This window comes from Cupriavidus sp. R6-3 (genome assembly GCF_059772245.1).
Genome location: NZ_JCBAJO010000001.1, coordinates 1 through 11,219, shown reverse-complemented (window position 1 = coordinate 11,219; position 11,219 = coordinate 1). Strand labels below are relative to the sequence as shown.

Genomic DNA, 11,219 nt, shown 5'->3' with positions numbered 1-11,219 from the left:
GCTATCACCGCCCCCTTCACCCCGCCGATGGCCCGACCGCCCGCCTCGACCCTGCCAACCGACCAAGCGCGCGCGCGCCGGTCCTTCTCGCCGCGCGCCGCGGCGGGCGTCGCGCTGGCCGTGCTGCTGATGCTGGCGCTGACGGTCGCGGTGCTGCGGATGGTCGAGCGTACTGCGCATCGCGAGGCCACCGCGGCGGTCACCCAGCGTGCGCTGACGGCCGCGCAGTTCAACGTCGCCACGCTGCGGCGGGATCTCGAAAAGCATCGTGCGCTGCCGTTCGTGCTGGCGCAGGACCCCGACCTGAAGACGGCGCTGGCGACGGCCGACCCGCAGCGCCTTGCCGCGCTGAACGGCAAGCTCGAGGCGCTGGCGGCCGGCACGGGCGCCTCGGTGATCTACGCGGTGGACCGCCGCGGCCTGACGGTCGCCTCGAGCAACTGGCGCGGCCCCGACAGCTTCGTCGGCGAGAACTACGCCTTCCGCCCCTACTACCAGGGCGCGATGGCCGGCGGCGCCGCCGAGCACTTCGCCCTGGGCACGATCAGCCGCCGCCCCGGCCTGTACCTGTCGCACCGGCTCGACGATGCCGGCGGACAGCCGCTGGGCGTGGTGGTCGTCAAGGTCGAGTTCCCCGGCCTCGAGGAAGACTGGGCGCACCTGGCCGAGCCGGTCTTCGTCACCAACAGCGATGGCGTGGTGCTGTTGACCAGCGAGCCCGGCTGGCGCTTCCGCTCGATGGTGCCGCTGGGCGAGGCGGCGGCCGAGCAGCTGCGGCGCAGCCTGCAGTTCGGCGATGGCACCTTCGCCCCGCTGCCGATCCGGCCGTTTTCCGCGGCAGCCGGTGCCGCGCCGGCGCGCAGGCCGCCGGCCAGCGGCGAAGAGATACTTGCCGACGTGCCCGGACACCCGCCCGGCGACAGCTATCTCCACGTTGCGCTGCCCGTACCGTCCACGCATTGGACCTTCCATCTGCTGGCGCCCAGCCGCGACGAGCGGACCGGCATCGCGGCGCGGATGCAGGCGCAGGCGCTGGTGGTGCTGCTGCTCGCCTATATCGCCATTGCCACCGGGGTCTACGCGCGGCGCCGGCTGCGGCGGCACAACGCGCAGCAGGCCGCGATCCGCGCCGAGCTGACCGCGCGCGTGCAGGCGCGCACCGCGGAACTGCAGGCCGCCAACGACCAGTTGCGCGCCGAAATGGAGGAACGCCGCCAGGCCGAGCTGCGGCTGCACGCCGCGCAGGAGGAACTGGTGCAGGCCAACAAGCTGACCTTTCTCGGCCAGATCGCCGCCGGCGTCGCGCACGAGATCAATCAGCCGGTGGCGGCGATCCGCAGCTATGCCGACAACGCCGGCAGCTATCTGGAGCGCGGCGAGGCCGACGGCGCGCGCGCCAGCCTCGCGCGGATCGGCGCACTGACCGAGCGCATCGGCGCCATCACGGGCCAGCTGCGCGCGTTTGCCCGCAAGGGTTCGGGCGCGCGCGAGCCGACGCCGGTGGACGACGCGATCGAAGGCGCGCTGCTGTTGCTGGGGCCGCGCCTGCGCACGCAGCCCGTCGCCCTGGTGCGCTCCGGCGACAAGGGTCTGCGCGTGCAGGCGGAACGGTTGCGGCTCGAACAGGTGCTGGTCAATCTGCTGCAGAACGCGCTGGACGCCGTCGCCGGCCGCGACGATGCGCGGATCGACATCGCGACGCATGCGGACCATGCGGACGGTGCGAACGGTGGGGACGATGCGCGCGTGCGCATCGAGATCGCCGACAACGGCCCCGGCATCGCGCCCGAGATCGCCGAGCGGCTGTTCACGCCCTTCTCCACCTCGAAGCCGGAGGGCATGGGACTGGGGTTGGTGATCAGCCGCGACATCGTCGCCGAGTTCGGCGGCACGCTCGATACGCGCCCCCGCAGCGGCGGAAACGGCGGAAGCGGCAGCGGCGCGATCTTCACCATCACACTGAATTCAGCTCCATGATGCAAACCAGCGAAGCGCAAGCCAGTCAGGGTCCGGTACGCCGGGTCGCCCTGGTCGACGACGACCACGACGTTCGCGCCGCAGCAGCCGAAAGCCTGACCCTGGCCGGCTATCGGGTCGACGCGCACGCCAGCGCGCAATCCTTTCTCGACAGCCTGCGCGACGGCTATCCCGAGGTGCTGGTCACCGATATGCGGATGCCGGGGCTCGACGGCCTGCAACTGTTCGAGCGGGTGCTGGAGCGCGACGCCAGCCTGCCGGTGATCTTCATCACCGGCCATGGCGATATCGCGCAGGCGGTCGAGGCGATGCGCCGCGGCGCCTACGATTTTCTGGAGAAGCCTTACGCCACCCATCGCCTGCTGACCGCCGTCGGCCATGCCTGGGAACAGCGCCGTCTGGTGCTGGAAAACCGCCGGCTGCAGGACGCCGCGACGCAAGCGGAAAGCGCCTGGCCGCTGATCGGCGTGACGCCGGCGATGGAGCGGCTGCGCCAGACCATCCGTCATATCGCGGATGCCGATGTCGACGTGCTGGTGGTCGGCGAAACCGGCAGCGGCAAGGAAATGGCGGCGACCGCGCTGCATCGCTGGAGCCGGCGCAGCGCGGGCGAACTGGTCGCGCTCAATTGCGCGGCGCTGCCCGAGAGCGTGATCGAGAGCGAGCTGTTCGGCCACGAGCCCGGCGCCTTCACCGGCGCGCAACGCAAGCGGATCGGCCGCATCGAACACGCCAACGGCGGCACGCTGTTTCTCGACGAGATCGAAGGCATGCCGCCGTCGGTGCAGCTGAAGCTGCTGCGCGTGCTGGAGACGCGCAGCGTCGCGCCGCTGGGCACCAACGAAATGCGGCCGGTCGATCTGCGCGTGATCGCGGCCAGCAAGGTCGATCTGGGCGACCCCGCGCAGCGCGGCGATTTTCGCGAGGATCTGTATTACCGCCTCAACGTCGTCACGCTGTACATGCCGCCGCTGCGCGAGCGGCGCGAAGACATTCCGCTGCTGTTCGAGGTCTTCACCGGCCAGGCCGCGCGCCGCTTCCAGCGCGAGGCGCCGCCGGTCACCGACGCGGTACGGCGCTATCTGAACACGCACTCGTGGCCGGGCAACGTACGGGAACTGCTGCATTTCGCCGAACGCTTCGTGCTGGGCGTGCATACGCTGCCGACGCCCCCCGCCGCGCAGGCCGCGACCTCGGGCGACACCGGCGCCGAAGGCACGCTGGCCGAACGGATGGACCGCTACGAGGCCCAACTGATCCGCGACACGCTCGCCGCGAACGGCGGCAATGTTCGCGCAACGCTGGAATCGCTGGGCATCGCGCGCAAGACCTTCTACGACAAGCTGCATCGGCATGGGATCGAGCGGCGGGAGTATTTGTCGGAGAAGGCGGAGTCGTGATGGAACGATCCGACGGTGACGCAAGCTGATTCGGCTAGTGCAATCTGGGTTGGTATGCCACTCCGAAGCGTTCGGCCAATTCGGCCAACCGCTTATCGAGCGACCATAGCTTTGCGCTTGGCGTGATAAGGGTGGATGCCAGCAGCACCATGTCGACCAGGCCACATCCGAGTCCATACAGCCTTTCCCGCTCGATAAACTGCATCACTTCATGCAACGTCGCTTGATTGCATGGCTGCAACAAGCCAATGTCGTTGAGCGTTGTAAGGCGCGGTGCCGGCGGCGTTCCGCAGGCGAGTTCGGCGACCACCATGGGGTGCGTCAGGGCTTGGTCCATCACGATCAGGTCGATCAGCGCCGCGTTACGGTGCCTGAAGTGATCGACCCATACCGAGCTATCGATCAGCACACTCATTTTGCCGGCGGCTCCTCGCGGCGGCGTGGAACGTCCTCCATATCGGGAGCTGCACCGCCTAGGGCAGCAAGGCGCTTCGCCGCCTGGACTCGTACAAACGTCTTGATCGCTTCTCGGAACAGATCCGATTTATCCATGCCGGGGTCCGCCATCTCCAGTGCCTTTTCGTAGAGTGCATCATCGATCGTCACTGTGGTGCGCATGGCTGATCTCCGCTTCAATATTGAAGCCAATATGCATCAATTTTGGCATCAATACAAGCGTCACAGTTGGGCGCACGCCAAAAGACCGCAGTCCTCACGGTTACGGCCGGGCGCACCCCGACATTTGACCGCGCTGGAACTGACGCCCCCGCCTCGTCGCCCCTCAATCCACCGTAATCCCCCGCTGCCGAATCACCCCGGCCCAGCGCGTCGTCTCCTTCTGGATCGTCTCGCCCAGTTGCCGTGGCGTGCCGCCGCCGACGTCCATGCCGAGCGTCGCGAGCTTGCTCTTCAGGCCCGGATCGGCCAGCACTTCGCCGGTCTGGCGGCTCAGCTGCTCGACGACCTCGCGCGGCGTGCCGGCGGGCGCCATCAGCGCGTACCAGGACACCGCCTCGAACTGCGCAAAGCCCTGTTCGGCGATGGTCGGCACATCGGGCAGCACGGCCGAGCGCCTGGCGCTGGCCACGCCGAGCGCGCGCAGCCGGCCGGCCTGGATATACGGCAGCGCCGCCGAGATCTGCGCGAACATCATCGTGACCTGGCCGCCGACGAGGTCGGTCATCGCCGGGCTGACGCCCTTGTAGGGCACGTGGATCAGCTTGACGTTGGCGTCGAGCTGCAGCAGTTCACCGGCCAGATGCGCCTGGCTGCCGGCTCCGGGCGAGGCGAACGTCAGCTTGCCGGGCTGCTGGCGGGCGAGCTTGAGCAGATCCCCGAGCGACCTGGCCTGGACGCCAGGGTGGACCACCAGCACGTTCTCGGCCGTCGCCAGCATCGTGACCGGCACCAGGTCGGCCGCCTTGTAGGGCAGGTTCGGCATCAGCGAAGGATTGACGGCGATATTGCCGACCGGCACCACGGCGAGCGTATAGCCGTCGGGTGCGGCCTTGGCGACGTGATCGACGCCGATCGTGCCCGCCGCGCCGGCCTTGTTCTCGACGACGACCGGCTGGCTCCAGCGTTTCGACAGGCCATCGCCCACCGCGCGGCCGAGCACGTCGGCCGGGCCGCCGGCGGCAAAGGGCACCACCAGCCGGACCGCCTTGGCGGGATAGGCTTGCCCGCCGCCGCCCTGCGCCGATGCGCCAGGCGGCACACTTGCCGCAAGCAGCGCGCCCAGTATCGTGGAAAGCAGACGCATCATCGTGAATCTCCCGAGTGAATCAGGCCAATGGATCGGAGGGGTGCGGCAAGGGCTTCGACAAAGGTTCTGACAGCGGCTCCGACAGTGGCTCCGACAGCGGCTGCGACGACGGTCGCGACGATGGCTGCGACAGCGGCGACGAAAGCCCCTGCGCCACCGGCGTCGCCGCGGTCAGCGCGACGCCCGCGTGGTCGGCCTCGCGCGCCCACCGGACCAGGCGCCGGTAATCGCCCGGCTCCACCGCGGCAAAGCGCGCCAGCCGCAGCGTGGCGAGCGCTTCGGCACAGTCCGGATCGCGATGCGCGTCCAGCAATGCCCCGCGCAGCCGCGCGGCAATCTCCTCGTCGATGCCGGGCGAGGCGACCAGCGGCGGAATCGGCGAGGACTGCGTCACCGCCAGCGTGCGCAAGGCGGCGATCCGCCCGGGCGCATGCAGACGCAGCAGGTCCAGCACATAACTGTCGACTACGCCAACCTCCGCCCTCCCTGCAATGACGGCATCGATCACGTCCTGCGGGGTCGGCGTGGCCGCTTCGGTCGGCAGATACAACGCCCCGTCGACCAGCCCGAACTCCATCAGATAGCGGCGCGGCGCGTTATAGCCGGAATTGGATTCCGGCAGCATGCACGCAAGGCGCGTGCCGAAGGTCTGCGCCAGCGAGGCGCACGGCGAATCGGCACGCACGATGAACTCGCTGAAGTAGCGCGGCAGGCCGCCATAGCGCGGCAGATCGGGCACCGGCGCCGCCAGCAACCGGTAGCGCACCGGCGCCGTCGCAAACGGATAGCCGCACATCAGCACGCAGGCGCAATCGTCGCGCTCCCACAGCGCGCGGATCGGCGCCGGCGCATCGTGCTCGACATAGGCCAACTCCACGCCGGCGCGCTGTGCCACGCGCATCAGCAGCGTCCGCCAGACCGCGCCGGCCTGCGGCGACACCGAGTACATGCGTGCATTGGCGATCATGCGTAGACCAGCCTTTGGCCGATGCCCATGCGCTGCGCCTTCTGCATGATCGCGTGGCCGAGCGCGATATCGCTGAGCGACAGGCCGCGATGCCAGAACAGATTGGTCTCGTCGTCGCTCTGCCGCCCGGGCTTGCGGCCGGCGACGATCTCGCCGAGCTCGGCGTACAGCGTCTGCTCCGACAGCTTGCCGGCCTCGACATGCGCGCGCAGCGAGCCGAACATGCCGCCCTTGCACTGGCTCCAGTCGTCGACCACCAGCTTGTCCATGATGTCGGTCAGCGACAGCTCGACCGCGCTCATCGTGCCGTAGGGCACGACGAAGGCGCCGCGCGAGATCCATTCGGTCTTCAGCAGCGGCGTCGGCCGTTCCAGCCGCGAGGCTTCGACGACGATATCGGCGCCGCGCACGCACGACTCCCAGTCCTCGGTCACGACGATCGGCTTGCCCAGGTCGCGCTCCAGCCTGGCGGCGAAGGCGTTGCGGCTTTCGGGGCGGCGCGAGTGCACGCGGATCTCGTCGAAGTCGAACAGACTGTCGAGCAGCCGGATATTCCAGTACGAGGTCCCGCGCGCGCCGATATGGCCCAGCACCTTGCTGTTGCGGCGCGCCAGATGACGCGCGCCCAGCGCGGTCAGCGCCCCGGTGCGGGCATCGGTGATGAAGGTCGCGTCGATCACGGCGACCGGCATGCCGGTGCGCGGGTCGAACAGGTTCAGCAGCGCCATTTCCGACGGCAGGCCCTGCTTGTAGTTGTCGACGAAGTCGCCGACGATCTTGACCCCCGCCAGCCCGAGCGGCGCGACATAACCGCGCAGCACATTGAAGTGCCCGTTGAAGGCGGGGTCCGGGATCAGATGCATGCGCGGCTCGATCACGGTCTGCCCATTGCCCTGCGCCACCAGCCCCTGCTCGACCGCGGCAAGGATCTCCGCGTCGGTCATCGCCAGCTGCGCGATGTCCTTGCCGTTGAGGTAGGTCAGATGGATGTCGCTCATACCGTCTCCTGATGTCGTGGATCGTCGAATCGTGGATTCGTCGAAATCAGTGTAGGGAGCGCGGCCATGACTGTCATATGCTTATATATCGGTGACGCTTAACATCGTGTTATGTCATGAAAATCAATCTGCGCCAGATCGAAGTCTTTCGCGCGGTGATGCTGACGGGCTCCATCAGCGCCGCCGCCAAGCTGCTGTACGTCTCGCAGCCGGCAATCAGCCGCCTGCTGTCGCATACCGAGCAGCGCCTGGGCTTCGCGCTGTTTCGCCGCACCAAGGGAAGGCTGTATCCGACGCCGGAAGCGCGCCGCATGCTGGCCGAGGTCAACTCGGTCTACGAGGGCATCGAGCGCGTCAACGAGATCGCCGAGGACCTGGCGGCGAACCGCACCGGCAGCCTGCGTGTGTCGTGCAGCCCCAATCTGGGGCAGACGGTGCTGCCGCGCGCGATCGCGCGCTTTCGCCTGGCGCATCCCGAAGTGCGGATCGTCGTGCGCACGCAGATTCCGGCCAATATGCTGCGCGCGCTGCTGTCGGGGCAGGTCGAGTTGGGCGTGTCGACCATGCCGCTGACGCACCCGAATCTGGAGGCGCGCGTGCTGGCGCGCAATCCGCTGGTCGCGCTGGTGCCCGAGGGCCACCGGCTTGCCGGGCGCAGTGCCGTGCGGCCGGCCGAACTGGCCGGCGAGGCGCTGATCGGCTACGGCGACGACGTGCCCTTCGGCCTGCTGATCCGCGAGATGTTCGGCGGCGAGGCGGACCAGCCCGATTTCAGCGTGCAGGTGGAACAGGCCCACGTCGCCCGTGCGCTGGCGCAGGCGGGCGCCGGCATCGCGCTGGTCGACGCGATGACGGTATTCGGCCAGAGCTGGCCCGACATCGTCGCGGTGCCGGTCAGGACCCGCGTCACGGCATCGGCGCAGATCTTCCATGTCGAGACCGAGCCGCTGTCGCGGCTGGCGCTGGACTTCGTCGATACGCTGGTGGCGATGATGAAGCGGTAAGGCGCAATGCTGCACGCCACCGCATAGCGCCGCGCACTGCCGCTCACCGCCGCCCCCCCCGCTCACCGCGGCTCACGGCCGCGCTCCGCTTGCCGGCCTTCCGCTAATGCACGATCCCGCCCTTGACGAAGCGCACCGGCTCGGCGTCCATCCGCAGCAGCAGCGCAGTCAGCCCATCGGGTGCAGGCTTGCCGCCCGATGCTGACTTCGCCGGCTGGCCCGACTCGCACAGCAGATCGGCATCGGACCAGCCCTTCTGCTGCGGCGTGCCGCGTGCACGCAGCCAGCCGTTGCGATCGGCCAGCAGCTCGGTGCCGGCAAGGCGTTCCGGCGCGACGCCGCCAAGCCGCGCGACGATATCCCAGGCCTGCGGCGACACCGCCGTGCACTCGCTGCGAAACTGCGGCACGGCGGCGGGCGGCCTGCCGTCGGGCGTCACCAGCAGCGTGAGAAAGCGTGGATCCTCGAGCGGAATGCGATCGGGCGAGCCGTCGAAGGCGACCAGCCGCAGCCGCTGGCCGTCGCGCCACCGCGCCAGCCGGCGCGGCGCATCGGCGCCGCAGCGTATCGCCATATCGGGAACCGGTACCGCCATCGGCCAGCTGCCGGCCGACTTCGCACCCTCGCCCGCCGCGAGCGCCTTGGCGTAGTCGAGCACGGCCCAGATTTCGTCATCGCGCAATACGCCGGCAAACGCCGGCATCACGAGGCGACCATCGTCATCGCGCATGCCATCGGCGATATGCCAGAACAGCTCGCCATCGGCACGGCGTCCGAGCAAGGGGCCGACCAGCGTTGGCGGCCAACGCGGCAGCGTCGCCGCCATCGGCCCTTCGCCGCGGCCGTCGTCACCGTGGCAGGCCGCGCAATGCTGCCCATAGATTCGCGCGCCGACGGCAATCGCTTCCACAGAAAATCCGGTCGGACTCGCATGAAAGCTGGTCGGCGCCGCCGGCACGAACAGCAGCGCCGGCGCAGGCCAGGGTGCAAACAGCAGGCTCGCGGCCGCGATCGTCAGCAACAGCACGCGCCGGCGCCGCCATGGCAGCGTGAGCACAATCGCCACCAGCGACAGCGCGACGGCGATCCCTGTCCACGCCAGTTGCCTCGCCACGCCGAGATCGATCAGCAGCGTTTCGCCGGCGATGCGATGGCCCCAGGGCCAGGCCGGCTGTCCGTGCGCGTCGCCGGTCAGCCCCAGCCAGTGCCATAGCCGCAGCAGGCCGAACTGCGCCTGCTCGACGATGGCCAACAGCGTATCGAGCCAGGGCGGCAATACCACGCCGTTCATCGAACCGTTCGCGCCGCGGCGTCCCCGAACGCTTCCCCCAACGCTGCCTTCAACGCTTGCGCCAACGCCTCCTTCAACGCACCCTCCAACGCCCCGTCCAACGTCTCCCGCAACGCTTCCTCCATCACCAGCTCGCGTCCAGTCCCAGATGCCGCAGCGCCTCGTGCCGCATCTCGGTCAGCCGCGGATCGCCGCGATGGCGCGGATACGGCAGATCGACCTCGATCTCCGCGCGGATGCGCGCCGGCCGATCGCTGAACACGATCACACGCTGCGCCAGGAACAGCGCCTCCTCGACATCGTGCGTGACCAGCAGGGCCGAGAACCCGGCGCGTTGCCACAGCGCGACCAGCTCGCTCTGCATCGCCAGCCGCGTCAGCGAATCGAGCTTGCCGAGCGGCTCGTCCAGGACCAGCAGGCGCGGATCGTTGACCAGCGCACGTGCCAGCGCCACGCGCTGCGCCATGCCGCCCGACAGCTGATGCGGAAAGGCGCGCGCGAAGTCCTTCAGGCCCACGCGTTCGAGCGCCGCGTCGACGCGATGATGTTCGCGGCCGAGCAGCCCGCGCGCCTGCAGGCCCAGCGCCACATTGTCCCAGACGCGCCGCCACGGAAACAGCGTCGGATCCTGGAACACGACGATGCGCGACGGGTCCGGCTCGGCGATCGTCGCGCCGTCCTGCAGGATTTGACCCTCCACCGGCGCATCGAGGCCCGCAACCAGTCGCAGCAAGGTCGACTTGCCGCAGCCGCTGGGCCCCAGCAGCGCGACGAATTCCCCCGGCTCTACCTTCAGATCGACCCGGTCGAGCACCTGCAGCCGTGTCTCGCCGTCCCCGAACCAGTGGCTGACCTGTCGTACCTCGATGCGCGCGCCGGCTCCCTCGCGCTCAATGACCCCACCCGTCCCGTCGTTCTTTTGTGGATGCAACCCTGCCGGTCCCTGCACCGCGGTCGCCTTTGCCTTGTCCGCAATCGCCGCGCTCACCATTTGACGGTCCCCTTCTGCCACGACAGTGCCCGGTCGCGCAGCGCGAACAGCAGCGTGATCACCCCGGAAAACAGCAGCGCCATCACGATCAGCGCCGCGTACATGTTGACGTAGGAGGCCCAGCCCTGCGCCCAGGTCAGGTACCAGCCGAGCCCCGACTTGACGCCCATCATCTCGGCGGTGACCAGCACCGAGAACGACGCGCCCAGCCCCATGAACAGGCCGACGAACACCTGCGGCAAGGCCGCCGGAATCGCCACGCGGAGCACCAGGAACCAGCCCGACGCCCCCATCGTGCGCGCCACGTCGTAGTAGCGCTTGTCGACGCTGGCAACGCCCGACCACGTCAGCACCGCCACCGGAAAGGCCGTGGCCAGCGCGATCAGGAACACCGCGGCCGAATAGCTGGACGGGAAGAAGTAGAAGGTCAGCGGCAGCAGGGCCGTCGACGGCAAGGGGCCGAGCACGCGCAGAACCGGATGCACCCAATAGCCGATCCGCCGCGACCAGCCGATCGAGACGCCGATCAGGAAACCGACCACCGCGCCGTGCGCGACACCGAAGCCGAGCAGCTTCAGCGTGTTCAGCGCGCTGTCGCCGAGCCGGCGCCAGTCGTCGAGATAGACCTCGATCAGCGCCTGCGGCGGCGCGAAGAACGGCGTCGGCAAGGTTCCGGTCTTGGCGGTCAGGAACTCCCAGCCGGCCAGCACCAGCGGCAGCGCGACCAGCCAGGGTCCGGCGCCGCGCAGCGCCGTCCAGCCGCGGCGCCCCGCCCACACGCGCGCACCGATTGCCGCGGACAGCGCCAGCGCCGCCGCCACGGCCA

Annotated in this window: 11 protein-coding genes; 3 read left to right on the top strand and 8 right to left on the bottom strand. The window is 69.2% G+C overall.

What is annotated here, in order from left to right:
• Positions 1 to 27 precede the first annotated feature (27 nt).
• Together AC6EI8_RS00055 and AC6EI8_RS00050 are read left to right on the top strand one after the other, a co-directional pair.
• A complete protein-coding gene (locus AC6EI8_RS00055; RefSeq protein WP_498380918.1) occupies positions 28 to 1,977 on the top strand; it encodes a sensor histidine kinase in 1,950 nt (649 codons plus the stop codon).
• A complete protein-coding gene (locus AC6EI8_RS00050; protein WP_498380917.1) occupies positions 1,974 to 3,377 on the top strand; it encodes a sigma-54-dependent transcriptional regulator in 1,404 nt (467 codons plus the stop codon). The genes AC6EI8_RS00055 and AC6EI8_RS00050 overlap by 4 nt, the downstream gene beginning before the upstream one ends.
• 34 nt (positions 3,378 to 3,411) lie before the next feature.
• Here the strand turns inward: AC6EI8_RS00050 and AC6EI8_RS00045 are convergent, their stop codons facing one another.
• The 5 genes from AC6EI8_RS00045 to AC6EI8_RS00025 all read right to left on the bottom strand — a co-directional run bounded on the left by AC6EI8_RS00045 (position 3,412) and on the right by AC6EI8_RS00025 (position 7,107).
• Positions 3,412 to 3,792, bottom strand: coding sequence for a type II toxin-antitoxin system VapC family toxin (locus AC6EI8_RS00045; RefSeq protein ID WP_265634274.1), 381 nt, complete (start codon positions 3,790 to 3,792; stop codon positions 3,412 to 3,414).
• A complete protein-coding gene (locus tag AC6EI8_RS00040; RefSeq protein WP_265634276.1) occupies positions 3,789 to 3,995 on the bottom strand; it encodes a type II toxin-antitoxin system VapB family antitoxin in 207 nt (68 codons plus the stop codon). Before AC6EI8_RS00040 ends, AC6EI8_RS00045 begins: the two co-directional genes overlap by 4 nt.
• 163 nt (positions 3,996 to 4,158) lie before the next feature.
• Complete coding sequence (locus AC6EI8_RS00035; RefSeq protein ID WP_498380916.1) at positions 4,159 to 5,142, bottom strand: tripartite tricarboxylate transporter substrate binding protein; 984 nt, start codon at positions 5,140 to 5,142, stop codon at positions 4,159 to 4,161.
• 19 nt (positions 5,143 to 5,161) lie between these two features.
• On the bottom strand, positions 5,162 to 6,109 hold the full coding sequence (locus AC6EI8_RS00030) for a phosphate/phosphite/phosphonate ABC transporter substrate-binding protein (protein ID WP_226105371.1): 948 nt from the start codon (positions 6,107 to 6,109) through the stop codon (positions 5,162 to 5,164).
• The gene (locus tag AC6EI8_RS00025) at positions 6,106 to 7,107 is read right to left on the bottom strand and encodes an ornithine cyclodeaminase family protein (protein WP_150083471.1); all 1,002 of its coding nucleotides are present in this window, start codon (positions 7,105 to 7,107) and stop codon (positions 6,106 to 6,108) included. Before AC6EI8_RS00025 ends, AC6EI8_RS00030 begins: the two co-directional genes overlap by 4 nt.
• Before the next feature lie 116 nt (positions 7,108 to 7,223).
• On the opposite strand from AC6EI8_RS00025, the gene AC6EI8_RS00020 reads away from it, so the two are divergent.
• The gene (locus tag AC6EI8_RS00020) at positions 7,224 to 8,111 is read left to right on the top strand and encodes a LysR family transcriptional regulator (protein ID WP_265634282.1); all 888 of its coding nucleotides are present in this window, start codon (positions 7,224 to 7,226) and stop codon (positions 8,109 to 8,111) included.
• Between the two features lie 103 nt (positions 8,112 to 8,214).
• Here AC6EI8_RS00020 and AC6EI8_RS00015 read toward each other — a convergent pair whose 3' ends face one another.
• The 3 genes from AC6EI8_RS00015 to AC6EI8_RS00005 form a co-directional block, all read right to left on the bottom strand.
• Entirely contained in the window at positions 8,215 to 9,402 is a 1,188-nt protein-coding gene (locus AC6EI8_RS00015) for a c-type cytochrome (RefSeq protein WP_226105369.1), read from the bottom strand.
• Positions 9,403 to 9,526: 124 nt separating this feature from the next.
• A complete protein-coding gene (locus AC6EI8_RS00010) occupies positions 9,527 to 10,393 on the bottom strand; it encodes an ABC transporter ATP-binding protein (protein WP_226105368.1) in 867 nt (288 codons plus the stop codon).
• Positions 10,387 to 11,219, bottom strand: an 833-nt coding sequence (locus tag AC6EI8_RS00005; RefSeq protein WP_498380914.1) for an ABC transporter permease, incomplete at its 5' end; no start/stop codon positions are given. The genes AC6EI8_RS00010 and AC6EI8_RS00005, both read right to left, overlap by 7 nt.

Coding starts and splice junctions, on each gene's coding strand:
- AC6EI8_RS00020 (WP_265634282.1), top strand. CDS start 7,224: ATGAAAATCAATCTGCGCCAGATCGAAGTCTTTCGCGCGGTGATGCTG.
- AC6EI8_RS00010 (WP_226105368.1), bottom strand. CDS start 10,393: ATGGTGAGCGCGGCGATTGCGGACAAGGCAAAGGCGACCGCGGTGCAG.
- AC6EI8_RS00040 (WP_265634276.1), bottom strand. CDS start 3,995: ATGCGCACCACAGTGACGATCGATGATGCACTCTACGAAAAGGCACTG.
- AC6EI8_RS00025 (WP_150083471.1), bottom strand. CDS start 7,107: ATGAGCGACATCCATCTGACCTACCTCAACGGCAAGGACATCGCGCAG.
- AC6EI8_RS00015 (WP_226105369.1), bottom strand. CDS start 9,402: ATGAACGGCGTGGTATTGCCGCCCTGGCTCGATACGCTGTTGGCCATC.
- AC6EI8_RS00030 (WP_226105371.1), bottom strand. CDS start 6,109: ATGATCGCCAATGCACGCATGTACTCGGTGTCGCCGCAGGCCGGCGCG.
- AC6EI8_RS00055 (WP_498380918.1), top strand. CDS start 28: ATGGCCCGACCGCCCGCCTCGACCCTGCCAACCGACCAAGCGCGCGCG.
- AC6EI8_RS00045 (WP_265634274.1), bottom strand. CDS start 3,792: ATGAGTGTGCTGATCGATAGCTCGGTATGGGTCGATCACTTCAGGCAC.
- AC6EI8_RS00050 (WP_498380917.1), top strand. CDS start 1,974: ATGATGCAAACCAGCGAAGCGCAAGCCAGTCAGGGTCCGGTACGCCGG.
- AC6EI8_RS00035 (WP_498380916.1), bottom strand. CDS start 5,142: ATGATGCGTCTGCTTTCCACGATACTGGGCGCGCTGCTTGCGGCAAGT.